The 26107-nt window shown below is 69.6% G+C and carries 22 protein-coding genes; 15 read left to right on the top strand and 7 right to left on the bottom strand.

Annotated features, from left to right (window positions below; translation table 11 throughout):
• The first annotated feature begins 294 nt into the window (after nucleotides 1–294).
• Nucleotides 295–1620: an MFS transporter gene (locus HUV06_RS00460; protein WP_174299303.1), complete on the top strand. Its 1326-nt coding sequence runs from the start codon at nucleotides 295–297 to the stop codon at nucleotides 1618–1620.
• Between the two features lie 39 nt (nucleotides 1621–1659).
• Here HUV06_RS00460 and HUV06_RS00465 read toward each other — a convergent pair whose 3' ends face one another.
• Both HUV06_RS00465 and HUV06_RS00470 read right to left on the bottom strand, forming a co-directional pair.
• Nucleotides 1660–2115 (bottom strand): MaoC family dehydratase, encoded by a 456-nt coding sequence (locus tag HUV06_RS00465; protein ID WP_174299304.1) that lies wholly within the window; start codon nucleotides 2113–2115, stop codon nucleotides 1660–1662.
• 183 nt (nucleotides 2116–2298) lie between these two features.
• Nucleotides 2299–3582: a TetR/AcrR family transcriptional regulator gene (locus tag HUV06_RS00470; protein WP_174299305.1), complete on the bottom strand. Its 1284-nt coding sequence runs from the start codon at nucleotides 3580–3582 to the stop codon at nucleotides 2299–2301.
• Nucleotides 3583–3821: 239 nt separating this feature from the next.
• Between HUV06_RS00470 and HUV06_RS00475 the strand changes: the two genes are divergently transcribed.
• From HUV06_RS00475 to HUV06_RS00490, 4 genes are all read left to right on the top strand, one after another.
• Nucleotides 3822–4598, top strand: a complete 777-nt coding sequence (locus tag HUV06_RS00475; RefSeq protein ID WP_217433574.1) for a thioesterase family protein — start codon at nucleotides 3822–3824, stop codon at nucleotides 4596–4598.
• Between the two features lie 218 nt (nucleotides 4599–4816).
• Nucleotides 4817–6871, top strand: a complete 2055-nt coding sequence (locus tag HUV06_RS00480) for a 3-hydroxyacyl-CoA dehydrogenase NAD-binding domain-containing protein (RefSeq protein ID WP_174299307.1) — start codon at nucleotides 4817–4819, stop codon at nucleotides 6869–6871.
• A complete protein-coding gene (locus HUV06_RS00485; RefSeq protein ID WP_254600802.1) occupies nucleotides 6868–8061 on the top strand; it encodes an acyl-CoA dehydrogenase family protein in 1194 nt (397 codons plus the stop codon). The genes HUV06_RS00480 and HUV06_RS00485 overlap by 4 nt, the downstream gene beginning before the upstream one ends.
• Nucleotides 8062–8066: 5 nt before the next feature.
• Nucleotides 8067–9200 (top strand): acyl-CoA dehydrogenase family protein, encoded by a 1134-nt coding sequence (locus HUV06_RS00490; RefSeq protein WP_174299308.1) that lies wholly within the window; start codon nucleotides 8067–8069, stop codon nucleotides 9198–9200.
• Between the two features lie 353 nt (nucleotides 9201–9553).
• On the opposite strand, the gene HUV06_RS00495 is transcribed toward HUV06_RS00490, so the two are convergent.
• The 4 genes from HUV06_RS00495 to HUV06_RS00510 form a co-directional block, all read right to left on the bottom strand.
• Nucleotides 9554–10756, bottom strand: a complete 1203-nt coding sequence (locus HUV06_RS00495; protein WP_174299309.1) for an acetyl-CoA C-acyltransferase — start codon at nucleotides 10754–10756, stop codon at nucleotides 9554–9556.
• An 11-nt stretch (nucleotides 10757–10767) separates the two neighbouring features.
• Nucleotides 10768–11247, bottom strand: coding sequence for a thioesterase family protein (locus HUV06_RS00500; RefSeq protein WP_174299310.1), 480 nt, complete (start codon nucleotides 11245–11247; stop codon nucleotides 10768–10770).
• A 2-nt stretch (nucleotides 11248–11249) separates the two neighbouring features.
• Nucleotides 11250–12398 (bottom strand): acyl-CoA dehydrogenase family protein, encoded by a 1149-nt coding sequence (locus tag HUV06_RS00505; protein WP_174299311.1) that lies wholly within the window; start codon nucleotides 12396–12398, stop codon nucleotides 11250–11252.
• A 186-nt stretch (nucleotides 12399–12584) separates the two neighbouring features.
• Nucleotides 12585–13673 (bottom strand): Zn-dependent alcohol dehydrogenase, encoded by a 1089-nt coding sequence (locus HUV06_RS00510; protein ID WP_174299312.1) that lies wholly within the window; start codon nucleotides 13671–13673, stop codon nucleotides 12585–12587.
• A gap of 182 nt (nucleotides 13674–13855) precedes the next feature.
• Between HUV06_RS00510 and HUV06_RS00515 the strand changes: the two genes are divergently transcribed.
• The 5 genes from HUV06_RS00515 (at nucleotide 13856) to HUV06_RS00535 (ending at nucleotide 18930) form a co-directional block, all read left to right on the top strand.
• Nucleotides 13856–15127, top strand: a complete 1272-nt coding sequence (locus HUV06_RS00515; protein ID WP_174299313.1) for an acyl-CoA dehydrogenase family protein — start codon at nucleotides 13856–13858, stop codon at nucleotides 15125–15127.
• Complete coding sequence (locus HUV06_RS00520; RefSeq protein ID WP_174299314.1) at nucleotides 15124–16191, top strand: phosphotransferase; 1068 nt, start codon at nucleotides 15124–15126, stop codon at nucleotides 16189–16191. Before HUV06_RS00515 ends, HUV06_RS00520 begins: the two co-directional genes overlap by 4 nt.
• Before the next feature lie 10 nt (nucleotides 16192–16201).
• Complete coding sequence (locus HUV06_RS00525) at nucleotides 16202–16984, top strand: SDR family oxidoreductase (protein WP_174299315.1); 783 nt, start codon at nucleotides 16202–16204, stop codon at nucleotides 16982–16984.
• 153 nt (nucleotides 16985–17137) lie between these two features.
• A complete protein-coding gene (locus HUV06_RS00530; protein WP_174299316.1) occupies nucleotides 17138–17923 on the top strand; it encodes an SDR family oxidoreductase in 786 nt (261 codons plus the stop codon).
• 5 nt (nucleotides 17924–17928) lie between these two features.
• Nucleotides 17929–18930 carry an NADPH:quinone oxidoreductase family protein gene (locus HUV06_RS00535; RefSeq protein ID WP_174299317.1) on the top strand — a complete coding sequence of 334 codons (1002 nt, stop codon included), beginning with the start codon at nucleotides 17929–17931 and terminating at the stop codon, nucleotides 18928–18930.
• A 2-nt stretch (nucleotides 18931–18932) separates the two neighbouring features.
• Here the strand turns inward: HUV06_RS00535 and HUV06_RS00540 are convergent, their stop codons facing one another.
• Nucleotides 18933–19463 carry a hypothetical protein gene (locus tag HUV06_RS00540; protein ID WP_174299318.1) on the bottom strand — a complete coding sequence of 177 codons (531 nt, stop codon included), beginning with the start codon at nucleotides 19461–19463 and terminating at the stop codon, nucleotides 18933–18935.
• A gap of 146 nt (nucleotides 19464–19609) precedes the next feature.
• On the opposite strand from HUV06_RS00540, the gene metF reads away from it, so the two are divergent.
• The 5 genes from metF (at nucleotide 19610) to HUV06_RS00565 (ending at nucleotide 26102) form a co-directional block, all read left to right on the top strand.
• A complete protein-coding gene (gene metF, locus HUV06_RS00545) occupies nucleotides 19610–20524 on the top strand; it encodes a methylenetetrahydrofolate reductase [NAD(P)H] (RefSeq protein ID WP_174299319.1) in 915 nt (304 codons plus the stop codon).
• Entirely contained in the window at nucleotides 20521–21582 is a 1062-nt protein-coding gene (locus HUV06_RS00550) for a homocysteine S-methyltransferase family protein (protein WP_174299320.1), read from the top strand. Before metF ends, HUV06_RS00550 begins: the two co-directional genes overlap by 4 nt.
• 7 nt (nucleotides 21583–21589) lie before the next feature.
• On the top strand, nucleotides 21590–22000 hold the full coding sequence (locus HUV06_RS00555) for a hypothetical protein (RefSeq protein WP_174299321.1): 411 nt from the start codon (nucleotides 21590–21592) through the stop codon (nucleotides 21998–22000).
• Entirely contained in the window at nucleotides 21997–24639 is a 2643-nt protein-coding gene (gene metH, locus HUV06_RS00560) for a methionine synthase (RefSeq protein ID WP_174299322.1), read from the top strand. Before HUV06_RS00555 ends, metH begins: the two co-directional genes overlap by 4 nt.
• Nucleotides 24640–24908: 269 nt before the next feature.
• On the top strand, nucleotides 24909–26102 hold the full coding sequence (locus HUV06_RS00565) for an efflux RND transporter periplasmic adaptor subunit (RefSeq protein ID WP_174299323.1): 1194 nt from the start codon (nucleotides 24909–24911) through the stop codon (nucleotides 26100–26102).
• Nucleotides 26103–26107: the final 5 nt, after the last annotated feature.

Here is a 26107-nt window from a genome sequence, read left to right on the forward strand (position 1 = left end):
GGACAGCCTTCGGTCGGCGGCGCGCATCACCGTGCAGAAGACCTCCTCGCCCTGCCCGGCCTTTCCGATGCTCGACCAACCCGGTTTTCCAATTTTGCTGCAGATCACCAGGGATGTTGACCGCAAGAGCATACCGGAACATCGTCTCGCCTCCCCGCCGGAAGCCGGGCCGGAGCTCGCCACCGTTGCGGCGGTCCAAGGCGGATGGCCGTGGCGTCCAGGCGCGATGCGCCTCGCGCCACGTTCCAACAGGTGAAGACGCCATGCCCGCGAAACAGCCTCGGAGGCGTCCCCATGGCCGCTGAGGTCGCGTTCCCCGACGGGCGGCCCTCGTCACGCAGGCCCGGTCCCGCCGCCTCCGCCCGCTACCGCTATCTGTGCGTAGGCATCCTGGCCCTGGCCTACACCTTCAACTTCCTGGACCGCCAGATCCTGTCCCTGCTGGCCGAGCCGGTGCGCAAGGAGCTGCACCTGTCCGACTCCCAGATCGGCATGCTGACCGGGTTTGCGTTCGCGCTGTTCTACACGCTGTTCGGGGTGCCCATCGCCTGGTTCGCGGACCGCTCGCACCGGGTCCGCATCGTGGCCCTGGCCTGCGCCTGCTGGAGCCTGTGCTCCGCCGCGGGCGGCCTCGCGAGCAGCTTCCTGCAGCTGGCTATGGCCCGCATGGGCGTCGGCATCGGCGAGGCGGGAGGCACCACGCCCTCCTACGCCATCATCTCCGACTACTTCCCGCCCAAGGAGCGGGGCAAGGCGCTGGCCCTCTATTCACTGGGCGTACCGTTCGGCATCGCCATCGGCGCGGCGCTCGGGGGCGGGGTGGCGGCGCATTATGGCTGGCGCGCCGCCTTCTTCGCCGTGGGCCTGCCAGGGCTGCTGATCGCGCTGCTGATCCTGACCGTGGTGCGCGAGCCCGTCCGCGGATCGCAGGACGCCCCGTCCGCCACCCGCGAGATCGCCCCCGCCCAGCTGGGCGCCACCATCGCCATGTTCTTCGGCGATCCGGTGCTGCGCTGGACGGCGGTGTCCACAGCCCTCGGGGCCTTTGCGGGCTACGGCTCGTCCAACTGGGTCCCGGCCTTCCTGATGCGCCACGAACACATGACGCTCAGTCAGATCGCCCTCCTCTACAGCGTCTGCGTAGGGGTCGCGGTGGGGTTCGGCACATGGTTCAGCGGCTATCTGGCCGACCGGCTGTCCAGGCGTGACCCGCGCGCCTATGCCATGATCCCGTTCTGGGGGTCTTTAGTGGCCCTGCCCTTCGCGGTGGCGGGCTATCTGGCGCCCAGCTGGCCGATCAGCCTGGCTTGCCTCACGGTCAGCGGCGCGGCCGCCATCCTGTATCTCGCGCCGGCCCTGGCGGTGGTGCAGAACATCGTGCCGCCGCAGGCGCGCAGCACCTCGGCGGCCCTGCTGCTGCTGGTGCTGAACCTCGTCGGTCTGGGCGGCGGCCCGGTGTACGTCGGCGTGCTCAGCGACCTGTTCAAGCCCCACTTCGGCGACCGCTCCCTGCAGATCGCGCTCCTGTGCGGCGCGCCGGTGCTGCTCCTGGTGATGGGCGCCTGCCTCATGCAGGCGCGGGCGCTCGGCCGGACCGCCAAGACAGGCGCGCCGGCCTAGCGGTCCATACCCAGCGGCCGGACAGCTCAGCTTCGCCGCTCAGAAGAAGAGCTGCCCGATCCAGACCGCGGTCAGGGCCGGCTTGCCTGCGCCTTCCACCTCCAGCGTCGTGTCGGCGAGCTGCTGCAGCTGGCCGGGCCGCTTCTCCTCCACCGACACCAGGGTCGAGGTGGCGCGCACGCGGGAGCCGGAGCGGACCGGCGTCACGAAGCGCACCCGCTCGAAGCCGTAGTTCACCGCCATCCGCAGCCCCTCGGGACGAGGCCGCCCCATGCTCGCCTGCAGCCTCGGCAGCAGCGACAGCAGCAGGAAGCCGTGGGCGACCGTGCCGCCGAACGGGGTCTGCGCCGCCCGCTCGGGATCGACGTGGATGAACTGGTGATCGCCGGTCACCTCGGCGAAGCGGTCGATCATCGCCTGATCGACGAGGATCCACTCCGAGACATAGGTGCGGCCGACCTCGGCCTGCAGCGTCTTGAGGGGGGTTTCCGTCATGGATCAGCCTTGGCTCAGCCGGGCGCCAGCGCGCGTCTGGAGGGCGACGAGCGAGGAGTTCGAGGCCCCTCCCACGCCGCCTGACGAGCCAATTACAAGACTCGGTATCTTCATCATAGCAGAAAGCTCGGAGATCGCATCCCAAGGCTTCGGGAACGGGCGGCGAAGAGCGACAGGGCTTCCCTACAGCAGGCGGGGTCGAGGGCGTCCGGCCGGGCCGCCCAGCGCCCGGTCGTCGAACAGGCCGTGCGCCAGCGTCGAGGCGTACAGCGCCACGGCGTGCGCCCGGGGCCAGGGAGACGCCCAGTTGCGCAACTCGTTGGCGGCGTTCAGCGTGGCCATGATGGCCTGGCTGGCGATCATGGGATCGACGGCGCGGATCGAGCCTTCGGTGATCCCGTCGGCCAGAGCGCCGGCGAAGCGCAGCGCCATGCGGTTGGACCGGTCGATCACGTCCGGCCGCACGTCGCTCGGCAGGGTCTGGAGCGCGGTGGTCCGAAGCAGCGGCCAATCGTCGGCGAACTGGATGTCGAGCAGGGCCGCAATCGCCGAAGACAGGCGCGTCCACTGATCGCCCCCCGCGCTGTCCGCGGCGCGCTGGGCCTCCGACACACGCTCGTAGCTCCGGGTGAAGCACTCCAGCACCAGGTCGTCCTTGGCCTCCATGTGATGGTAGAAGCTGCCCTTGGTGACCTTCAGCTCCAGGGCGATCCTCTCCACTGACGCGCCCCGGTAGCCCCGCTCGCTGATCAGCCGGGTGGCGACCCGCAAGAAGTTGGCGCGGCCGGGCTCCAGCGCCGCCCCGGACGGCGCGAGGTCCAGCGGCTGCGGCGCCCACGGGGCGTTCGACGGCGCCAGACCGTGGTCGAACACCTCGAACATGCGCCGCTGCACCCGCTCGTAATCTCCGAGCGAATAGCGGTCGAGCCAGGCGGGCATCCAGAACACCGTCTCCATCAACGCCTGGGCGCGGGCGGTCTGCAGCGCCTTGTGGCCGGTGTCCCGCGGCTCGCCGAAGAAGTCGCGCACGCCTCGAAAGATGGCGGAGTAGTGCCGGGTCAGGGGCGCGCGCACGGGCTCGTCCAAGGCGCGCATGTCCGACAGCAGGGCGATCGGCCGCTCCTCGCCCCGGCGTATGCGGGCCCGCAGATCGAAGTGCAGGGCGAGGTAGCGGGCGACGCGGGCGCGGGGATCGGGCTCGGCGCCCGCCTCGCGCACCATGGCCTCCAGCCGGCCCAGCGTCAGCTCGAACACGGCGGCGGCGAGCTGTTCCTTCAGGCGGAAATAGTAGGTGACGCTGGCGGTGTTCAGCTTCACCTGCTGCGCCACCTCCACGAAGGTCATGCCCTTCACGCCCCGCTGGTTGATCAGCTGGGTGGCGGCGTCCAGGATCAGCTCGCGCTTGCGCTCGAACCGGCTGGGCTCCGCAGCGGCGGAGCCGCCGGCGAGCGCCGAAGTCGATGTCATGGGCGGATACTGCCCCATCGTCGCGCCTCGCGCCATGGCGGCCGATCACGCCCCGGGTACGGCCCGGGCCGACGCCCGCGCACGCGCCTGCTTACGCGGCTTGATGGGCGTCGCCGCGCATGATTTCTGCGCGCCAGAAGGCCGGGCACGCTCCGCCGACAGGGAGACACGATGCCGGCGAGCGGTCTGACGCACAGCGGGCCTGCGAACGCGCGGGGCGCGGTCGAGCGGAGAGGGCGTTGAGTCTCGCCGCGGTGCTCGCCGGCGCGGAGCGCGAGGCGGGGCGTCTCTCCCTGGCCCAGCCGTCGGACTGGACACAGGGCCGCACGGTCTATGGCGGCCTGTCGACGGCGCTGGCGTTCGAGGCGGCCCGGAGCTGCATGCCGGAGCCGCCGCCGCTGCGTTCGCTGCAGGTGGCCTTCGTCGGACCCATGGCGGGACGGATCGAGGCCTCCGCCGAGGTGCTGCGCCAGGGCCGCTCGGCCACCTTCGTCCAGGCGGACGTACGCAGCGAGGCGGGTCTGGCCCTGCGCGCCACCTTCCTGTTCTCCACGAAGCGGGCCTCGGCCCTGGACTTCGAGGACGCGCCGGCCCCTCGAACGCCAGATCCCGAAGACGCGGCGCCCTCCCTTCTCCGCGCGCCGCCGAGCTTCTTCTCCAACCGCTTCGAGTACCGCCACGCCTTGCCGCGGACCGATCCGCCGACGCCGGAGTTCCTGCGCTGGGTGCGGCTGCGCGATCGCGACGGGGTGGAGCCGGTGAGCGGGCTGCTGACCCTGGCCGACGCCCTGCCGCCCGCCGCCATGGCTGTCATGGCCGCGCCGGGGCCGGTGAGTTCGGCCACCTGGACGATGAACCTCCTGGCCGCGGAGCCCGCCACCCGCGACGGCTGGTGGCTGCTCCGCGCCCGGGCCGAGCAGGCCAGGGACGGCGTCAGCAGCCAGTCCATGGCCATCTGGAACCGCGACGGCCAGCCCATCGCCCTGGGCATGCAGAGCGTCGCGATCTTCGTGTGAGCTGCGGGCCGGTGCGGAGCGAAAGATGGTCGCGTTCGGCTCGCCGAGGCTCGAAAGGCAGGTATGGTTTCGAGCGATGGTCGAGACAGGGAAAAAGACGCGCCTACGGGTAGCGGGTGTCTTGCGCGGGCGGGCGCGTAAGACCTAAAGCCCTGTGCGCCTCGTCCATCGATCCGGACCGGCCGCCGACACGAACGCCGCTGACCAGGAGACGCTCAATGCCCGTCGTCACGACCCACAAGGACGGGGATGTGCTCGTCGTCGTAAGCGACAATCCGCCGGTGAACGCGCTGGGCGCCGCCGTCCGCCAGGGGCTCGCCGAGGCGATGAAGACCGCGGCCTCGGACGACAGCGTCAAGGCGGTGGTGATCGTGGGCCACGGCCGGACCTTCTTCGCCGGCGCCGACATCACCGAGTTCGGCAAGCCGCCGGTCGAGCCGGGCCTGCCGGAGGTGGTGGACCTGATCGAGGCCTCCGCCAAGCCGGTGGTCGCCGCCATCCATGGCACGGCGCTCGGCGGCGGGCTGGAGGTGGCGCTGGGCTGCCACTACCGCGTGGCGGTCCCCTCGGCCAAGCTCGGATTGCCGGAGGTGAAGCTCGGCCTCCTGCCCGGCGCCGGCGGCACCCAGCGCCTTCCGCGTGTGATCGGGGTCGAGGCCGCCCTGCCGATGATCGTCTCCGGTGACCCGATCTCCGCCAAGACGGCGGAAGCGGCCGGCCTGATCGACAGGATCGTCGGCGAGGGCTCGCTCGAACCCGACGCCATCGCCTTCGCCCGCGAGGTCGCGAGCCGCAGCGATCATCCGGTCTCCAGCAAGCGTACGGACAAGATCTCCGGAACCGACCCTGGGGTATTCGACCGCTTCCGCCAGGAGAATGCGCGCCGGCTGAAGGGCTTCGAGGCGCCGGAGGCCTGCATCCAGGCCGTGAAGGCCGCGGTCGACCTGCCTTTCGCCGAGGGCCTGAACAAGGAACGCGAGCTGTTTATGAAGCTCGTCTCGGGCACGCAGTCGGCGGCGCTGCGCCACAACTTCTTCGCCGAGCGGGCCGCCACCAAGATCGACGGCATCGCGGCCGACATCCAGCTGATCCCCATCAAGAAGGTGGGCATCCTGGGCGCCGGCACCATGGGCGGCGGCATCGGCATGAACTTCCTCTCCGCCGGGATCGAGGTGGTCATGGTGGAACGCGAGCAGGCGCCGCTGGACCGCGGCGTCGGCGTCATCCGCAAGAACTACGAGAACACCGCCAAGCGCGGCCGCCTGACCCCGGACCAGGTCGAAGGGGCGATGGCCAAGCTGAAGCCCACCCTCTCCTACGACGACCTGGCCGATTGCGACCTTGTGATCGAGGCCGTGTTCGAGAACATGGACGTGAAGAAGGAGGTGTTCGGCCGCCTCGATACGATCGTGAAGCCCGGCGCGATCCTGGCGTCGAACACCAGCTACCTGAACATCGACCAGATCGCGGCGATGACCAGGCGGCCGGAGTCGGTGATCGGGCTGCACTTCTTCTCCCCCGCCAACGTCATGCGCCTGCTGGAGATCGTGCGGGGCGCCAGGACCGGCGGGGCCGTGCTCGCCACCTGCATGGCGCTGGCCAAGAAGATCGGCAAGATCGCGGTGGTGGCCGGCGTCTGCGACGGCTTCATCGGCAACCGCATGCTCACCCCCCGCCAGCGGGAGGCCAACAAGCTGATCCTGCAGGGCGCGCCCTTCGACCGGGTGGACCAGGTGCTGCTCGACTTCGGCTTCCCCATGGGGCCGTTCCAGATGGCCGACCTCGCGGGCCTCGACCTCGGCTGGAACAAGGAGACGTCCAAGGGCGCCTCGATCCGCGACCTGCTCTGCGAGCGCGATCGCCGTGGCCAGAAGAACGGACGCGGCTTCTACGACTATGACGAGAAGCGTAACCGCACCCCCTCGCCCGAGGTGCAGCAGATCATCCGCGAGTTCGCCGCCGAGTCCGGCGAGGACCAGCGCGAGATCGGCGACCAGGAGATCCTGGAGCGGCTGCTCTATCCCATGGTCAACGAGGGCGCGCTGATCCTGGAGGAGCACATGGCGCAGCGCGCCAGCGACATCGACGTGGTCTGGCTGAACGGCTACGGCTGGCCGGCCTGGACCGGCGGCCCGATGTTCTGGGCCGACACCGTGGGCCTGGGCAAGGTGGTCGAAGGCCTGGAGAAGAACGCGCCGCACATGGACAAGGCGTTCCGCATGTCGGCCCTGCTCAAGTCCAAGGCGGCCGAAGGCGGGAGGTTCAACACGTGAACGCTCCCGTCGACAGCCTCGAGACGTTCCGGGCCGAGACGCGCGCCTGGCTCGAGGCGAACTGCCCGCCGGAGATGCGCCGCCCGCTCCGCAAAGAGGCCGACGTGGTCTGGGGCGGGCGGCGCGCCCAGCTCAGCGAACCGCAACGCCAGTGGCTGGACCGCATGGCGGAGCGGGGCTGGACCACGCCGGACTGGCCGCGCGAGTACGGCGGCGGCGGCCTGACCCCACAGCAAGCCAAGGCGCTCCGCGAGGAGATGGCCGGGCTCGGCTGCCGCAGCCCGCTCAACTCCTTCGGCATCTCCATGCTGGGTCCGGCGCTGCTGAAGTACGGGACGGAGGCGCAGAAGCAGGAACACCTGCCCAAGATCGTGCGGGGCGAGATCCGCTGGTGCCAGGGCTATTCGGAGCCGGGCGCGGGCTCGGACCTCGCCGGTCTGCAGACCTCGGCGGAGGACGCCGGCGACCACTTCGTCGTCAATGGCCAGAAGGTCTGGACCAGCTACGCCGACAAGGCGGACTGGATCTTCTGCCTGGTGCGGACCGACAAGTCGGTGAAGCAGGGCGGCATCAGCTTCGTTCTGTTCGACATGGACTCTGCCGGCGTCTCCACCAAGCCGATCCTGCTGATCTCCGGCTCCTCGCCCTTCTGCGAGACCTTCTTTGATGACGTTAAGGTCCCCAAGGCCAACCTGATCGGGGAGCTCAACCACGGTTGGGACGTGGCCAAGTACCTGCTGGGCCACGAGCGGGAGATGATCTCCGGCATGGGCCTGGGTAACAGCGGCCACAAGAGCCTGCCCGAGATTGCGCTCGGGGCAATCGGCGCTGAGGCGGATGGACGGCTCGACGACCCCGTCCTGCGCGCCAGGATCGCCTTGTTCGAAGTGCGCGCCATGGCCTTCCAGGCCATGTCGGAGCGGTTTATGGACGAGCTGAAGGCCAGGCGCGCCCACCCCGCGCAGCCCTCGATGATGAAGTATTACGGCACCGAGCTGAACAAGGCGCGCCACGAGCTGATCATGGCCGCCGGCGGCTCCGACGCCCTGGCCTGGGACAGCGAGGCGAGCGGCGGCGGAGCGCTTGCGCGGGGGTGGCTCCGCACCAAGGGCAACTCCATCGAGGGCGGCACCTCGGAGGTGCAGCTCAACATCGTCGCCAAGCGCATCCTCGAGCTGCCCGGAGCCTGATCGTCGTGCCCCTGTTCCTGAACGACGACCAGGCGATGCTGGCCGACACCGCCCGCCCCTTCATGGCCGAGCAGGCGCCGGTCGGACACATGCGCGCGCTCCGCGACACAGCCGACCCCACCGGCTTCTCCCGCGATCTGTGGCGTCAGTTCGCCGAGATGGGCTTTACCGGCATGCTGGTGGAGGAGGCTCACGGCGGCCTGGGTCTCGGCCAAGTGGAGGCCGGGATCGTAATGGAGGAGATCGGCCGCAACCTGACCCCCTCCCCCTTCCTGTCCACCTCCGTCGGCGCCGTCACCGCGCTGAAGGGCGCGGCCGGCTTGGCGGAGCGCTGGCTGCCCGGGATCGTGGCCGGCGAGGTGGTGGCGGCGCTCGCCATCGACGAGGCGACGCACCACCGGCCGCTCCGAACCGCGCTGAAGGCCGAGCGCTCCGGCAACGGCTTCCGGCTGACCGGCGACAAGCGCTTCGTCGCTCACGGCCACGTCGCCGACCTGCTGATCGTCGCCGCCCGCACCGCGGGCGCTCCGGGCGAGGCGGACGGGATCACCCTGTTCGCCGTGGAGAAGGGCGCGCCGGGCCTCACCGCCACGCCCGAGCGGCTGGCCGACGCCAGCCTGGCTTCGCGCCTGGCCTTCGACGGGGTGCAGGTGGATGCGGACGCGGTGATCGGCGAGGTGGACGGCGGCTGGGCGGTCCTGTCCCGGGTGCTGGCGGCGGTCCGCACCGGAGCGGCGGCCGAGATGGGGGGCGTGAGCGCCGCGGCCCTGGCCATGACGATGGACTATCTGAAGTCCCGCAAGCAGTTCGGCGTGCACATCGGCAGCTTCCAGGCCCTGCAGCACCGCGCCGCCCACCTCTACTCGGAGATGGAAGTCACCCGCTCAGCCGTGCTCAAGGCTCAGCAGCTGCTCGACGCCGGAGACCCCGCGGCGGAGCGCGCGACGCTCGTGGCCAAGGCCATGGCGGGGCTGACCACCACGCTGGCGGTGCAGGAGGGCGTGCAGATGCACGGCGGCATCGGCATGACCGACGCATACGACATCGGGTTCTACATAAAGCGCGGCCGGGTGCTCGCGGAGATGTTCGGGGATGCGGACTTCCATGCGGATCAGCTGGCGCGGCTGAGCGGGTACTGAGCGGAGCTGCATCAACTCCGCTCATCCCGGCGAATGCCGGGACCCAGATCATAGGGCTCAGTAATACCAGCGGCTGTTGAGCTTGACCGCTGGCGACCCTGATCCTCCCCTCTTGGGGGAGGGGGACCAGCGAAGCTGGTGGAGCGGGCTGCGCCGCCGCTTCGCGTCGGCCCCCACAGTCGGCTCCGCCGACAGCTCCCCCAGAGGGGGAGCATCTGGGACGCTGTCGTTGAGGAGTCAGGGTCAACCGCCGCTGGTATGAGACAGGACTCGGCTGATCCGCTCGAGAAGTCACGACCTTTGATCTGGGTCCCGCCATTCGGCGGGATGAGCGGATGATGGTGGGCCGCGGCTCAGTAGATCTCGAACAGCCCCGCAGCGCCCATCCCGCCGCCGACGCACATGGTGACCACGCCATACTTCGCCTTCTCACGGCGGCCCTGGAGCAGCACGTGGCCGACCATGCGCGCGCCGCTCATGCCGTAGGGATGGCCGACGGAGATGGCGCCGCCGGTGGCGTTCAGCTTCTCGTCCGGGATGCCGAGCTTGTCACGGCAGTAGAGCACCTGCGAGGCGAAGGCCTCGTTCAGCTGCCACACGCCGATATCGTCCATGGAGAGATTGTTCAGCTTCAGCAGCTTGGGCACCGCGAACACCGGCCCGATGCCCATCTCATCCGGATCGCAGCCGGCCACAGCGATCCCGACATAGCGGCCGAGCGGCTCCAGCCCCCGGCGCTCCGCCTCCTTGGCCTCCATCAGCACCAGCGCCGCGGCCCCGTCCGACAGCTGGGAGGCGTTGCCGGCGGTGATGTACTTGCCTTCCTGGATGCGCTGGCCGCCCTTGAAGACGGGCTTCAGCGCCGCGAGCCCTTCCAGGGTGGTGTCGGCGCGGTTGCCTTCGTCCTTGCTTATGGTGATCTCGCGATCGGAGACCTGGCCCGTGGCCTTGTCCATCACCTTCATGGTGGTGGTGATGGGGACGATCTCCTCGGAATAGATGCCCTCGGCCTGGCCTTTGGCGGTGCGCTGCTGGGAGCGCAGGGCGTATTCGTCCTGGGCCTCGCGGCTGACGCCATAGCGGTCGGCCACGATCTCGGCGGTCTCGATCATGGACATGTAGGTCTGGGGGATGTGCTCCACGAGCCAAGGATCGGCGGCGCGGTACCGGTTGGCATGCTCGTTCTGGACCAGCGAGATCGACTCCATGCCGCCCCCGAGCGCCACCTGCATGCCGTCGCTGATGATCTGCTTGGCGGTGATCGCCACGCCCATGAGGCCCGAGGCGCACTGGCGGTCGATGGTCTGGCCGGGCACGCTCATGGGCAGGCCGGCGCGGAGCAAGGCCTGGCGCGCCACGTTCATGCCCTGGGCGCCCTGCTGGGAGGCGCAGCCCATGGTGACGTCCTCGATCTCGCCCGGATCGATCTTGGCGCGCTCCACCGCGGCGCGGATGGCGTGGGCGCCCAGCGTCTGGGCGGGGGTGTCGTTGAAGGCGCCGCGGAACGCCTTGCCGATGGGCGTGCGGGCGGTGGAGACGATGACGGCTTCACGCATGGGGGCTCTCCCTAAGTATCTTGCTGTTGCATAGAGGACGTCGGCTCGGCGGGCACGGTCAGGGCATAGGCCTGGAGTGCCGTGCGAAGGCCGTCCGGCAAGGGGCGCGACCCGCTCTCCCGGCGCTTGACGTGGACGAGCGTGGTCTCGGAGGTGCCGATGCAGGCGCCGAGCTGGAACAGGGCATGGCCCATGGTGAAGGAGCTGCGGCCCAGGCGCAGCAGGCCGGAGCTGACGGTCACCACATCCGGGTAGCGCCCCTCGGCCAGATACTGGATGGCGACCTCCGCCACCACGAAGCCGTAGCCCGGCTCCACCGCCGCCCGCGCGCCGATGGCGTCGACGAAGCGGACGCGCCCATCCTCGTAGAAGCGGGCGAGCGCTGCATTGTTCAGGTGGCGGAGCGGGTCGAGGTCGCCGAACCGCGGCGGCACGTCCACGCTCCATGGATAGGTGGCGGGCAGCAGGCGCTCAGGGCTCGGCTTGGCCACGCTCAGCCGCCCCGGCGCAGGGTTTCGCGGGCGATGATCAGCTTCTGGATCTCCGAGGAGCCCTCGTAGATGCGGAACAGCCGCACGTCCCGGTACAGCCGCTCCACCCCGTATTCGGAGATGTAGCCGGCGCCGCCGAAGATCTGCACCGTCCGGTCCGCCACCCGGCCCACCATCTCCGAGGCGATCAGCTTGGAGCTGGCGGCCTCGAGCGTCGTGTTGGCGCCGCCGTCGCGCAGGCGCGCGGTCTCCAGGGTCAGGGCGCGGGCGGCCAGGGCCTCGGCCTTGGAGTCGGCGATCATGGCCTGCACCATCTGGAAGCCGGAAACGGCCTGGCCGAACTGCTTGCGCTCGCTGGCGTAGGCGACCTGGTCGGCGATCAGCCGCTCGGCCACGCCGACGCAGACGGCCGAGATGTGCAGCCGCCCGCGGTCCAGCACCCGCATGGCCAGGGTGAAGCCCTCGCCCTCGGCGCCCAGCCGGTTGTCGGCCGGCACGCGCACGTCCTCGAAGATGACGTCGCAGACGTGGGCGCCCTGCTGGCCCATCTTGCGCTCCGGCTTGCCGATGGACAGCCCCGGGCTGTCGGCGAGGACCAGGAAGGCGGAGACGCCCTTGGCCCCCGGCGTGTCGGCATGGGTGCGGGCCATGACGGTGAAGAGCGAGGCCTTGTCGGCGTTGGTGATGTAGCGCTTGGCGCCGTTCAGCACGTAATCGTCACCGTCTCGCACCGCCCGGGTGCGCACCGAGGCGCTGTCCGAGCCGGCCTCGGACTCGGTGAGCGCGAAGGAGGTGATGGTCTCGCCGCTGGCGATCTTGGGCAGCCACCGCGCCTTCTGGGCTTCGGTCCCGTACATGACCAGGCCCTGGCTGCCGATGCCGATATTGGTGCCGACCACCGAGCGGAACACCGGCGAGGTGCGGCCGAGCTCGATGGCGACCCGGCACTCGTCCTCCATGGAGAGCCCAAGCCCGCCGTACTCTTCGGGGATCGACAGGCCGAACAGGCCGAGCTCGCGCATCTCCTGCACCAGGGCCTCGGGGATGGCGTCGGCCTCGGCGACCTCGGCCTCCATGGGCCGCAACCGCTCGGCCACGAAGCGGCGAACGGCGTCGAGGAGCTGGGTGAGGGTCTCGGGGTCGAGGGTCATGCGATCTTAGAACCCCCGCAAGGCCGAGGCGCCGCTAGACGCCATCAGCTCCGCCTGCCTTCGCCTCACCCTGAGCTTGTCGAAGGACGAGGCGTCCACCGGGCGAGCCACGGCCTCGTCCTTCGACAAGCTCAGGATGAGGCCGAATGAGACGGAAGCGTTTTGGAGCTGAGCAGCCATGACTTGCTAGGCGTCGAACACGATCATGGACCGCGCCACCTCGCCGCGCTTCATCTCCTCGAAGGCGTCGTTGACCCGCTCCAGCGGCAGGCGGGCGGACACCATCTCGTCCAGCTTCAGCCGGCCCTGCATGTAGAAGTCGACATAGCGGGGCATGTCCACGGGGAAGCGGTTGGAGCCCATGAAGGAGCCCTGCATCTTCTTCTCCGACAGGAAGTCGACGCCGCTCAGCTCCACCTTCACGCCGGGCGGGATCATGCCGATGATGGTGGCCGCGCCGCCCCTGCGCAGCATCTTGAAGGCGTCCTCGGCGGTGGCCTTCAGCCCGATGCACTCGAAGGCGTGGTGCACGCCGCCGCCGGTCAGCTCGCGCACCCGCTTGGCCACATCGCCTTCGGAGGCGTCGATCACGTCGGTGGCGCCGAACACACGGGCCATCTCCAGCTTGGAGGGCTGGCGGTCGATGGCGATGATGCGGCCGGCGCCGGCGATCAGGGCGCCGTTGAGGGTCGCCAGCCCCACGCCGCCGCAGCCGATCACCGTCACCGTCTCGCCAGGGCGGACATTGGCGGTGTGGGTCACCGCCCCGATACCGGTGGTGACGGCGCAGCCGATCAGCGCGGCCCGATCCAGCGGCATGTCCTTGCGGATCGCGGTGCAGGCGTGCTCGTGCACCAGCATGTGCTCGGCGAAGGCCGACAGGTTCAGATACTGGGTCATGGACCCGCCGTCCGGCTGGGCCAGGCGCGGCGGCTCGTCCTTACCCCGCTGGGTGTCGGGGCTGGGGCAGAGCGACATGTGTCCGGTGAGGCAGTACTCGCAGTGGCCGCAATAGGCCGACAGGCAAGTGACCACGTGGTCGCCGACCTTCACCGTGCGAACTTCAGAACCGACCTTCTCCACGATCCCGGCCGCCTCGTGCCCGAGCACGGTGGGGAGCGCGGTCTTGTAGGACCCTTCGATGAAGTGCAGGTCGGAGTGGCAGACGCCTACGGCCGAGGTGCGGATCAGCACCTCGCGTGGACCCGGAAGGCCAATCTCCACGTCCTCGATCGAGAGGGGCTGGCCCACGGCGCGCAGGACGGCGGCCTTCATCGGTTGGCGCTCCAGAGTGGCTCGGCGGTTTTCGAGGGTGAGGTATGCGGTTCTGACCGGGCTGGCCAGTCCAAAAGCATGATGTCTGCTTTGGACGGGTTCGGGGTTGTCCAAGCCCTTGCGCTTGATGGTATGGTGAAGCCCAACCGCGCCAGCCAGAGCCGGCCTGTCGGAGCTTCGCCTTGGACTTCACCCTATCCGCCTCCCAGAGCCACTGGCTGAAGCGCGTGCGCGACTTCATGGATGCGGAGGTCTATCCCGCCCTCGAAGGCGTCCACCATGAGCACCAGGCGGCCGGCGCCGACCGCTGGATCGTGCTGCAGGGGCTGGAGGCGCTGAAGGCTAAGGCCAAGGCGCAGGGGCTGTGGAACCTGTTCATGCCGCCTTCCGCCACCCACGATGTGGGCGACTATCGCGGCGCGGGCCTGACCAATCTGGACTACGCCCTGTGCGCCCAGGAGATGGGGCGCGCCCAGCACGCCTCCGAAGTGTTCAACTGCTCCGCCCCCGACACCGGCAACATGGAGGTGCTGCACTTCTACGGGACGGACGCCCAGAAGGACCGCTGGCTGAAGCCGTTGATGGCCGGCGAGATCCGCTCCGCCTTCCTGATGACCGAGCCCGAGGTCGCCTCGTCGGACGCCACCAACATCACCACCTCGATCCGGCGCGACGGCGACGAATACGTCATCAACGGACGCAAGTGGTGGTCGTCAGGCGTCGGCGATCCGCGCTGCAAGGTCGCCATCGTCATGGGCAAGACCGACCCGGACGCCGCTCGTCACAAGCAGCAGTCCCAGATCCTGGTGCCGCTCGACGCCCCGGGCGTCGAGGTGGTCCGCATGCTGCCCGTCTTCGGCTACGACGACGCCCCCCACGGCCATGCCGAGGTAATCCTGCGCGACGTGCGCGTACCTGTGGACAACCTGCTGCTCGGCGAAGGCCGCGGCTTCGAGATCGCCCAGGGGCGGCTGGGGCCGGGCCGCATCCACCATTGCATGAGGACGCTGGGAACCGCCGAGGTGGCGCTGGAGAAGATGTGCAAGCGGCTGCTCACCCGCACCGCCTTCGGCAAGCGCATCTCCGAACAGTCCGTCTGGGAGCAGCGGATCGCCGAGGCCCGCATGGACATCGAGATGACCCGCCTGCTGTGCCTGAAGGCCGCCGACGCCATGGACAAGGTCGGCAACAAGGGCGCCCAGCTGGAGATCGCCATGATCAAGGTGGCCGCCCCCCGCGCCGCCCTGAAGATCATCGACGACGCCATCCAGGCGCACGGCGGCGGCGGCGTCTCCGACGACTTCGGCCTGGCCAAGAGCTACGCCGGCATCCGCACCCTGCGCCTCGCCGACGGGCCGGACGAGGTGCACAACCGGGCGATCGCGCGGCTGGAGTTCCGCCGCTACACCAACGCTCCTGAAAGCGTGCCGCAGCAGGCGGCCGCCGCCGAATGAGCGAAGCGCTGGCCGACGCCTTCTCCGGCGTGAAGCCGGTGGAGGCCCGTCATCAGTTCGACGAGGCGGCGCTGGCGCGCTGGATGGACGCGCACGTGGACGGTTACGCCGGCCCGCTGCAGGTTTTCCAGTTCAAGGGCGGCCAGTCCAACCCGACCTACCGGCTGGAGACGCCCCGCCAGGCCTATGTGCTCCGCCGCAAGCCGTTCGGGACGCTGCTGCCCTCGGCCCACGCGGTGGACCGGGAGTTCAGGCTGATCGCAGCCCTGAACAAGGTCAACTTCGCCGTCCCCCATGCCTATGCGCTCTGCGAGGACGCCTCGGTGATCGGCGCGGTGTTCTACGTCATGGAGGCGGTGGAGGGTGCGATTCACTGGGACGGCGCCCTGCCTGGCCTCACTCCGGAGGCCCGGCGCAAGGTCTACGAGGCCATGATCACCACCCTGGCGACCCTGCACCAGGTGGATTACGCCGCGATCGGCCTCGGCGACTACGGCCGCCCCGGCAACTACTTCGCCCGCCAGGTGGAGCGCTGGACCCGGCAGTACCGCGCCTCGGAGACCGACCGGATCGAGGCGGCCGAAAAGCTGATGGAGTGGCTGCCCCGCACGGTGCCGGAGCAGGCCGGTACGTCGATCGTCCACGGCGACTACCGGCTGGACAACATGATCATGGCCCCCTCCGGCGACCGGGTGGCGGCGGTGCTGGACTGGGAGCTGTCGACGCTCGGCGACCCCCTGGCAGACTTTTCCTACACGCTGATGAACTGGGAGATGCCGCACGATGGCCGCAGCGGCCTGGGCGGGCTCGACCTGCCCGCGCTCGGCATCCCGTCGCGCGACAAGGCGGCGGCGCTCTACTGCCGGCTGACGGGGCGGGACGCCATGCCGGCGCTGGACTGGTACTTCGCCTACAACCTGTTCCGCCTGGTGGGCATCCTGCAGGGCATCGGCGGCCGGGTGCGCGACGGCACCGCCGCCAGCCCCCGGGCGGCCGAGATGGCGGCGCGCGCGCCCCGGCTGGCGGAGGCCGCCTGGGGCTTCGCCGTGAGGGCGGGGGCCTGAAGGAACCAAGATGCAGCTGAGCGGCAAGATCGTGGTCGTCACCGGCGCCGCCCAGGGCATCGGGCGCGCGCTCTGCGAACGCTTCCATGCCGAGGGTGCGGCCAAGGTGATCGCCGCCGACCTGAACATCGACGGCGCAGCGGAGACGGCCGACCGGGTGGGCGGCTCCGCCTTCGCCTGCGACGTCTCCCAGGCGGACGAGGTCGCCGCCATGGTGGAGAAGGTCCAGGCTGACGTGGGCGTGATCGACCTCTACGCCTCCAACGCCGGCGTCCTGGCGCGCGACCCCGACTTCAAGGACGCGTCTTCCGCCTCGGAGGAGGATTGGGCGCGATCCTGGGGCGTCAACGTCATGGGCCATGTTCACGCTGTGCGCGCCCTGCTGCCGGCCTGGCGCGAACGGCGCGAGGGCTACTTCCTGGCCACCGTCTCGGCCGCGGGCCTGCTGAGTCAGGTGGGCAGCGCCACCTATTCGACCACCAAGCACGCGGCGCTCGGCTTCTGCGAGCACCTCGCCATCACCCACAAGGACGACGGCATCAAGGTCTCGGCCCTCTGTCCCCAGGGGGTGGATACCGCTATGGCGCGCGGCGCGGACGCCAGGACGCCCGCCCTGCTGGACGGTCTGCTCAGCCTGGAGACGGTGGCGGAGTCCGTCGTCCAGGGCCTGGCCGCCGAACAGTTCCTGATCCTGCCCCATCCCCAGGTCGCCCAGTACATGCTGAACAAGGCGACGAACTACGACCGCTGGTTAGGCGGCATGGTCAAGCTGCGCCGCGCGACAGGGTGGTGAGCCGTCGTGCTGCGTGCTTCGAGACGCCCTTCGGGCTCCTCAGCATGACGAAGGTTTATGCAATCCACCCCCGCTCGTCATCCTGAGGAGCGGGCCTATGGCCCGCGTCTCGAAGGACGCAGGCCCTCGACAGCCAGTAGGAACCCCGTCGCCATGTCCCTGTTCGACCTGACCGGCAAGGTGGCCGTCGTCACCGGCTCCTCCCGCGGCATCGGCAAGGCGATCGCGCACCGCATGGCCGAGCAGGGAGCGCGGGTGGTGATCTCGTCGCGCAAGCAGGACGCCTGCCAGGCCGTCGCCGACGAGATCAACGCGGCCTTCGGCCCCGATCGGGCGGTGGCGATCGCCGCCAGCATCTCGCACAAGGAGGCGCTGGCCCAGCTGGTCACCCAGACGAATGACACGCTCGGCCCGATCGACGTGATGGTCTGCAACGCCGCCAGCAATCCTTATTACGGGCCAATGGCCGGCATCTCCGACGACCAGTTCCGCAAGATCATGGACAACAACATCCTGTCCAACCACTGGCTGGTCCAGCTGGTCGCGCCGCAGATGGTGGAGCGCGGCGACGGCGCAATCATCATCGTCTCCTCCATCGGCGGGCTGAAGTCCTCCACCGTCATCGGCGCCTACAACGTGTCAAAGGCCGCCGACATGCAGCTGGCCAGGAACTACGCCGACGAGTACGGCCCCCACAACGTGCGGGTGAACTGCATCGCGCCGGGCCTGATCCGCACCGACTTCGCCAAGGCGCTGTGGGAGAACCCCGCCACCCTGAAGTCCGCCACCGCCTCCACCCCTCTGCGCCGGATCGGCGAGCCGGACGAGATCGCGGGCGCGGCGGTGTTCCTGGCTTCGGACGCGGGGCGTTTCACCACCGGCCACGTGCTGGTGGTGGACGGCGGCCAGACCATCTCCAGCGGCGGGGCGATCGGGTGAGCACGATGAAGGCCCTCCTCAGCAAGGCGCCCGGCGGGCCCGACACCCTGGTCATCGAGGATCTGCCGACGCCTGAGCCCGGCCCCGGCGAGGTCCGCATCAAGGTGGCCGCCTGCGGGATCAACTTCCCCGACAGCCTGATCATCGAAGACAGATACCAGGTGAAGCCGCCCCGGCCCTTCTCGCCGGGCGCGGAGGTGTCCGGCGTGGTGGACGCCGTCGGAGAAGGCGTCGCGACGGTCTCGGCCGGCGACCGGGTGATCGGCTCGGCGGCCTATGGCGGTCTTTCGGAGATGATGGTTGTCCCGGCGAGCCGCTGCCTGCCCATGCCCGACGGCATGCCCTTCGAGACCGCCGCCGCCTTCACCATGACCTACGGCACCTCCTACCACGCCCTGAAGCAGCGCGGCCGTCTACAGCCCGACCAGACCCTGCTGGTGCTAGGCGCCGCGGGCGGGGTGGGGCTGGCGGCGGTGGAGATCGGCAAGGCGTTCGGCGCGCGCGTGATCGCTGCGGTCTCCTCCGACGAGAAGGCGGCGATGGCGAAGGCGCACGGCGCGGACGCCACGGTGGTCTATCCTCACGGCCCCTTCGACAAGGACGGGCTGAAGGCGTTGTCGGCCCAGTTCAAGGACGCGGTCGGAGCCGAAGGCGCCCACGTGATCTACGATCCCGTCGGCGGCGACTATGCGGAGCCCGCGCTGCGGGCCATCGCCTGGGAAGGCCGGTTCCTGGTGGTCGGCTTCCCGGCCGGCATTCCCAAGCTGCCGCTGAACCTCACCCTGCTCAAGGGCTGCGACATCTGCGGCGTGTTCTGGGGCGCCTTCGTGGCCCGCGATCCCAAGGCGCACCAAGCCAATGTCGCGCAGATGATGTCGCTCTACGCCGAGGGGAAGCTCCGCCCCGAGGTGTCCCAGACCTTCCCTTTCGTCCGGGCCGCCGAGGCGATCCGTGTGCTGGCCGAGCGGCGGGCCCTGGGCAAGGTCGTGGTCCGGATGGGCGGATAGCGTCAGTTCAGCAGGCGCGTTCCGGTCGGTGCGCTTGGCCGGTGCGGCGGCGGCCATGACCGGGAGTCGTTGGGCGGTCTTCCTGCGCCGATGTCTTCAGCCAGGGTGTTGAAGGCCGCATCCGCATCGCCCCAAGTGGTGAAGTTGACCTCGTCGCGCAGCTGGGTCTCGAAGAATCGGTAACGGATGGGCAGGCGCGACCCGTCCGCCAGCACGACCTCACCGGTGATGGCCGCGCCGCCAAGCCCGAAACTGCCGGCGTTCAGCGACGTGCTGAGCCCAAGTTCGCGCGAGGTCGGCCGGTTCGGCTGGATGTCCTGGATCACCAGATGCACCTGAAGCGGCGCCTTGTGGCTCCGGGCTATGGCCTGCTCCACCTCGTGCTGCAGCTCAAGCCGCTGTCCGTCGAGCTCAGCCTGCCCGAGGTCCGCCGTCCGCGCCTGCACGGCGGGCCCGAGGCGGACATCCACGCTGGACGATTGCGCGAAGGCCGCGGATTCGACGGCGGACAAGATTATGACGGAGGCGAACAAGGCGATGGGTCTCATGCAGTTTGAACCCTATGGGCTTCCGGCAGGTTCCACCGGCCAAGCCTGCGGTCGGATTGACCCCTCGCCGGGCGGGGGATATAAGGATATCCTTATATGATTACCTCGTCCTTTTAACATCCGGTTCGGTCATGCAGGTCCAGCCCTCGCCGTCCCGGCCGGCCCTCGCTCCCGTGGGGGCCGTGCGGCCGCGGGTCTCGTTCGAGTTCTTCCCGCCCAAGACCCCGGAGTTGGAGGCCCAGCTCTGGCGCGCCGTCGATCGGCTGGCGCCGCTGGATCCCACCTTCGTCTCGGTCACCTACGGGGCCGGCGGCTCCACGCGGGAACGCACGCTCGGCGTCCTGCGCCGGATGCTGGCCGAGACACGGCTTAAGCCCGCCGCCCACCTGACCTGCGTCTCCGCCACTCGGGCGGAGGTGGACCAGGTGGTGCGCGACTACTGGGCGGCCGGGGTACGCCACATCGTGGCGCTGCGCGGCGACCCGCCGGGCCAGCTCGGCGGCGCCTACCAGCCGGGACCGGACAGCTATCGCAACGCCTGCGAGCTGGCGGCCGGCATCAGCGCCATCGCGCCCTTCGAGATCAGCGTCGCCGCCTATCCGGAGAAGCATCCCGAGAGCCCCTCCATGCTGCAGGACATCGACGCCCTGAAGGCCAAGGTGGACTCAGGCGCGACCCGCGCGATCACCCAGTTCTTCCTGGACACCGAAGCCTTCTACCGCTTCGTCGACCGGGTGCGGAAGGCTGGGATCAACATCCCGATCCTGCCCGGCGTGATGCCGGTGACCAGCGTCAAGGGCCTGAAGCGCATGGCCGAGATCGCCTGCGCCCACATCCCTGCCTCCATCGCCAAGGTGTTCGAGGGCCTGGACGCCGATCCGGACACGCGCAGCCTGGTGGCCGCGACGGTCGCCAGCGAGATGTGCCAGGAGCTGGTGGGCCAGGGGTTCTCGGAGCTGCATTTCTACACCCTGAACCGGGCCGAGCTGGTCTACGCAGTCTGCCGCATGCTGGGCGTCACCACACCCGCAGCCGAGGCCGCATGAGGCGCGCCGACCGCATCGCGGCGCTGAAGGCCGCCGCCCATGATCGCATCCTGATCCTGGACGGCGCCGCGGGCTCCATGTTCCAGCAACGCAAGCTGACCGAAGCGGACTTCCGCGGGGCCCGCTTCGCCGACCATCCGAGCCCCTTGCAGGGCGACAACGACCTGCTCTGCGTCACCCGGCCGGACGTGGTAGGCGAGCTGCACGACGCCTATCTGGCCGCCGGCGCCGACATCGTGGCCACCAACACCTTCAACGCCACCTCGATCAGCCAGGCGGACTACGCGCTGGAGGCGGCGGTGATGGACATCAACGCCTGCGCGGCCCGCCTGGCGCGGGAGGCGGCCGACCGCTGGACCGCCAAGAGCCCGGACCGGCCGCGCTATGTCGCCGGCTCCATCGGGCCGCTCTCGCGCACCCTGTCCATCTCCCCGGACGTGAACGATCCGTCCAAACGGGCGGTGACCTTCGACGAGGTCTACCACGCCTATCGCGAGCAGGCCCTGGCGCTGCACGCGGGCGATGTGGACATCTTCCTGGTGGAGACGGTGTTCGACACCCTGAACGCCAAGGCCGCCATCAAGGCGATCCTGGACCTGGAGGACGACGGAATGGAGCCCCTGCCGATCTGGGTCTCCGGCACCATCACCGACCGGTCGGGCCGCACCCTGTCGGGCCAGACCGTGGAGGCCTTCTGGAACTCCATCCGCCATGCCCGCCCTTTTGCGGTGGGGCTGAACTGCGCCCTGGGCGCCGAGCTGATGCGCCCGCACGTGGCCGAGCTCTCGAGGCTGGCCGACTGCCTGGTCTCCGCCTATCCCAACGCCGGCCTTCCGAACGCCTTCGGCGAGTACGACGAGCAGCCGCACGAGACCGCCTGCCAGCTGGAGGAGTGGGCGGCGAGCGGCATCGTCAACATCCTGGGCGGCTGCTGCGGCACCACGCCAGACCACATCGCCCACATAGCCCAGTCGGTAGCCGGCAAGCGTCCCCGCGCTCCGGTGAAGCGGCCTGTCGCCATGCGCCTGTCAGGGTTGGAGCCGTTCGAGCTGGCATGACCGCGTCGTGACGGTCAGCCGCCCTGATCCCAAGCTCGCCCTGTCCCAGGTCGAGGTCGAGGCACTGCGCACTTTGCGCGCCCGGCTGAACAAGCCGGCGGTGAGCGACGCCGCCTCCGCCACCCTCGGCCGCGCCTTCTTCCAGGTGATCGCCCGCTCCGACCTCGAACCCGCCGCCGACTCCGCGGGTCTCACCGTGATTGAGGCCACCCTGGGCCGCGCGCCGGCCACGATTTTGGACGCGGTGCATGGCGCCGGCATGGCCAACCTGCGCGTGATCCTCGGCGTGCTGTACAAGCGCCTGACCTCAAGCCCCGCCGACTGGCGTGCGCTGCAAACGGCTGGGGCGCCCCAGGCGGTGATCTCTCGCCGCCTCCAGCTCGCCGGCCGCGAGCCCGATCCGATTGCAAGCGCATGACCGTCCCCATCTTCGTCAACATCGGCGAGCGCACCAACGTCACCGGTTCCGCCAAGTTCAGGAAGCTGGTGGCCGCCGGCGACTATCCGGCCGCCCTGGACGTCGCCCGCCAGCAGGTGGAGGCCGGCGCCCAGGTCATCGACGTGAACATGGACGAGGGCCTGCTCGACTCCGCCGCCGCCATGACCACCTTCCTGAACCTGATCGCCGGCGAGCCCGACATCGCGCGGGTGCCGGTGATGGTCGACAGCTCCAAGTGGGAGGTGATCGAGGCCGGGCTGAAGTGCGTGCAGGGCCGCTGCATCGTCAACTCCATCAGCCTCAAGGAGGGCGAGGCGAAGTTCATCGCCCAGGCCAAGGCCTGCCAGCGCTATGGCGCGGCGGTCGTGGTCATGGCCTTCGACGAGGTGGGCCAGGCCGACACCGCCGACCGCAAGGTGGAGATCTGCACCCGGGCCTACCGGCTGCTGGTGGACAAGCTGGGCTATCCGCCCGAGGACATCATCTTCGACCCCAACATCTTCGCGGTGGCGACGGGGATCGAGGAGCACAACAACTACGCGCTCGACTTCATCCATGCGACCAAGCGCATCCGGGATAGCCTGCCCCACGCCCACATCTCCGGCGGCGTCTCCAACGTCTCGTTCAGCTTCCGGGGCAACGAGCCGGTGCGGCGCGCCATGCACTCGGTCTTCCTCTACCACGCCATCGCCGCGGGCATGGACATGGGCATCGTCAACGCCGGCGACCTGCCCGTCTACGACAAGATCGACCCGGAGCTGCGGGAAGCGGTCGAGGACGTCATCCAGAACCGCCGGGCCGATAGCACCGAGCGGCTGGTGGACCTCGCGCCCAAGTACAAGGGCGACAAGGGCGCCGTGCGGGTGGTGGACCTGGCCTGGCGAGAGCAGCCCGTTGGCAAGCGGCTGGAATACGCCCTGGTCAACGGCAATTCCGAGTTCATCGTCGCCGACACCGAAGAGGCGCGCCTGTCGGTCGCCCGGCCCCTGCACGTCATCGAAGGCCCGCTGATGGACGGGATGAACGTGGTCGGCGACCTGTTCGGCGCAGGCAAGATGTTCCTGCCCCAGGTGGTCAAGTCCGCCCGCGTGATGAAGCAGGCCGTAGCCCACCTGATGCCCTTCATGGAGGCTGAGGCCGGCGGGGGTCCGCGCAGCTACGCCGGCAAGGTGCTGATGGCCACGGTGAAGGGCGACGTGCACGACATCGGCAAGTCCATCGTCGGCGTCGTGCTCCAGTGCAACAATTACGAGGTGATCGACCTCGGCGTCATGGTGCCGGCCGACCGCATCCTGGACGCCGCCATGGAGCACAAGGTCGACATCGTGGGCCTCTCCGGCCTGATTACGCCGTCCCTGGACGAGATGGTGTTCGTGGCCAGCGAGATGCAGCGCCGCGGCATGGGCGACAAGCCGCTGCTGATCGGCGGCGCCACCACCAGCCGCACCCACACCGCGGTGAAGATCGAGCCCGTCTTCGACGGCGCCACCATCTACGTCCCCGACGCCAGCCGGGCCGTGGGCGTGGTCTCAGGCCTGCTGTCGCCGAGCGAGGGCCAGAACGCCCGCTCCGCCGTGCGCGACGAGTATGTCAAGATCCGCGAGCAGTTCGCCCGGGGCCGCGAGCAGAAGGCCCGCGCGACCCTCGAGCAGGCCCGCGCCAGCCGTTTCCGCCCCGACTTCGCTGACCACACGCCCACGCGCCCGAGCTTCCTCGGCACGCGCGCCTTCAACGACTACGACCTGGCCACCCTCGCGGCCGCCATCGACTGGACGCCCTTCTTCGCCAGCTGGGAGCTGGTCGGCCGCTACCCGGCGATCTTCGAGGACGATGTCGTGGGTGAAGCCGCCCGCAACCTCTACGCCGACGCCCGGCCCATGCTGGACCGCATCGTCCAGGAGAGCCTGTTCCAAGCCTCAGGCGTGGTCGGCTTCTGGGCCGCCAACAGCGAGGCGGACGATATCATTCTGTATACGGACGATACGCGATCAAGCGAGTTGGCGCGCTTGCACACCCTGCGTCAGCAGATGCTGAAGAGCGAGGGCAAGCCGAACCTGGCGCTCTCAGATTTCGTCGCCCCGATAGGCGGCCCGGCCGACTACATGGGCGCCTTCGCCGTCACCGCCGGCCACGGCGAGAGCGCGCTGTCGCTGCACTACAAGCAGGCCGGCGACGACTACTCCGCCATCCTGGCCACGACCCTGGCCGACCGGCTGGCCGAGGCGTTCGCCGAGGTGATGCACGCGCGCGTTCGCCGCGAGCTCTGGGGTTATGCGCCGGACGAGGCGCTGGCGGTGGACGACCTGCTGGCCGAGAAGTACCGCGGCATCCGTCCGGCTCCGGGCTATCCCGCCCAGCCGGACCACACTGAGAAGGCCACCTTGTTCCGCCTGCTCGACGCCGAGCGCGCCACGGGCATGTCGCTGACCGAGAGCTTCGCCATGGCCCCGCCGGCCTCGGTCTCCGGCCTCTACTTCGCCCACCCGGAGGCGCACTACTTCGGCGTGGGCAAGATCGACGCCGACCAAACCGCCGACTACGCCCGCCGCAAGGGCTGGGAGGTGAAGACGGCCGAGCGCTGGCTGGCTCCAATCCTCAACTACGACCCGGCGCGGTAACTCCCTCTCGGGAGACATGCAGGCGCCTGAGGCGTCAAGCCGATCTGAGCTGGAGTAAGCCCAGAGCAACTCAGCTGCGCAGGATGATCCAGCTCATTGCCTGCCGGACTTGACGAGCGTTCCATCTTTGACATGGACTTGGTAGCCCGGCCGGCCCATGGCTGATGCCGGTTCTTTTCGCTATCGCAACATCTCCAACATTGCACCGCGGACGCCCGTGCCCTAGCACCCGCTCGGGCCGGAGGAGCCATCCCCGGCGGAGATAGTGAATGCGTGCGATCACGCTGATGGTTGCGATCTGCGTCGGCGTCGCCGGATGCGCCAAGAAGGCCCCGCCCAAGCCCCCGCCGCCGACCGTGATCGTCTCCAAGCCCCTGGCCAAGAAGATCGTGGACTGGGACGACTTCGTGGGCCGCTTCGAGGCGATCGACTCCGTGGACATCCGTCCGCGGGTGAGCGGGTATCTGAAGTCGATCGGCTTCACTGACGGCCAGGTGGTCCGCAAGGGCCAGGTGCTGTTCGTCATCGACCCCCGCCCCTACCAGGCGGCGCTGGACCAGGCCAAGGGGCAGGAGGCGCGTGCGGTCGCCACCCTGGCCAACGCCAGGATCGAGCGCGCCCGGGCCGAGCGCCTGTACGCGGCCAAGGCGATCGCCGAGCAGGAGTACGAGACCCGCCTGGCCGCCGAACAGCAGGCGGCCGCCGACCTGGTCGCCGCCCGCGCCACCACCGCGACAGCCGCCCTGAACCTGAGCTTCACCCGGGTGACCGCGCCCCAGGACGGCCTGGCCTCGGATCGCCGGGTGGCGCCCGGCAACCTGGTGACCCAGGACACCACCATCCTGACCAACATCACCGACCTGAACCCGATCCGCTTCAGCTTCTACGGCGCGGAGTCGCTCTATCTGAAGTACCAGCGCCAGGCGGCGATGGGCAGCCGGCCCAGTTCCCGCACCTTCGCCAACCCGGTGGAGATCCGGCTGCAGGACCAGCCCAACTTCGCCATCCGCGGCCGCATGGACTTCGTGGACAACACGTTGGACGCGAACTCGGGCACGATCCGGGGCCGCGCCCTGGTGGACAATCCCAAGCTGATCTACCTGCCGGGCCTGTTCGGCCACCTGCGCCTGCTGGGCTCCGGCGCCTATCAGGCCCTGCTCATCCCCGACGATGTCACCACGACCCAGCAGAGCGACACGGTCGTCTATGTGGTCGGCCGCGACGGCAAGATCGAGCAGCGCAAGATCACCGAGGGGCCGCTGGTGGACGGCCTGCGCGTGGTGACCGGTGGCCTCAAGGCCGGGGACGATCTGGTTATCGACGGCCTGCAGCGCGCCAAGGTGGGCGTCGAGGTGAAGGTCAAGCAGGGCAGGATCACCCCGCCCGACCCCGGCGCCTCGCCCACGCCCGCCGACCTCGCGCCCCCCGCCGCCGCCGGCACCTACGCCGGCCAGATCCAGTAAGGCGG

Origin of the sequence: Caulobacter sp. S45 (assembly GCF_903642205.1) — a bacterium.
Lineage (GTDB): Bacteria > Pseudomonadota > Alphaproteobacteria > Caulobacterales > Caulobacteraceae > CAHJWH01.

Coding starts and splice junctions, on each gene's coding strand:
- HUV06_RS00460 (WP_174299303.1), top strand. CDS start 295: ATGGCCGCTGAGGTCGCGTTCCCCGACGGGCGGCCCTCGTCACGCAGG.
- HUV06_RS00465 (WP_174299304.1), bottom strand. CDS start 2,115: ATGACGGAAACCCCCCTCAAGACGCTGCAGGCCGAGGTCGGCCGCACC.
- HUV06_RS00470 (WP_174299305.1), bottom strand. CDS start 3,582: ATGACATCGACTTCGGCGCTCGCCGGCGGCTCCGCCGCTGCGGAGCCC.
- HUV06_RS00480 (WP_174299307.1), top strand. CDS start 4,817: ATGCCCGTCGTCACGACCCACAAGGACGGGGATGTGCTCGTCGTCGTA.
- HUV06_RS00495 (WP_174299309.1), bottom strand. CDS start 10,756: ATGCGTGAAGCCGTCATCGTCTCCACCGCCCGCACGCCCATCGGCAAG.
- HUV06_RS00505 (WP_174299311.1), bottom strand. CDS start 12,398: ATGACCCTCGACCCCGAGACCCTCACCCAGCTCCTCGACGCCGTTCGC.
- HUV06_RS00510 (WP_174299312.1), bottom strand. CDS start 13,673: ATGAAGGCCGCCGTCCTGCGCGCCGTGGGCCAGCCCCTCTCGATCGAG.
- HUV06_RS00520 (WP_174299314.1), top strand. CDS start 15,124: ATGAGCGAAGCGCTGGCCGACGCCTTCTCCGGCGTGAAGCCGGTGGAG.
- HUV06_RS00525 (WP_174299315.1), top strand. CDS start 16,202: ATGCAGCTGAGCGGCAAGATCGTGGTCGTCACCGGCGCCGCCCAGGGC.
- HUV06_RS00530 (WP_174299316.1), top strand. CDS start 17,138: ATGTCCCTGTTCGACCTGACCGGCAAGGTGGCCGTCGTCACCGGCTCC.
- HUV06_RS00535 (WP_174299317.1), top strand. CDS start 17,929: ATGAAGGCCCTCCTCAGCAAGGCGCCCGGCGGGCCCGACACCCTGGTC.
- metF (WP_174299319.1), top strand. CDS start 19,610: ATGCAGGTCCAGCCCTCGCCGTCCCGGCCGGCCCTCGCTCCCGTGGGG.
- HUV06_RS00550 (WP_174299320.1), top strand. CDS start 20,521: ATGAGGCGCGCCGACCGCATCGCGGCGCTGAAGGCCGCCGCCCATGAT.
- metH (WP_174299322.1), top strand. CDS start 21,997: ATGACCGTCCCCATCTTCGTCAACATCGGCGAGCGCACCAACGTCACC.
- HUV06_RS00565 (WP_174299323.1), top strand. CDS start 24,909: ATGCGTGCGATCACGCTGATGGTTGCGATCTGCGTCGGCGTCGCCGGA.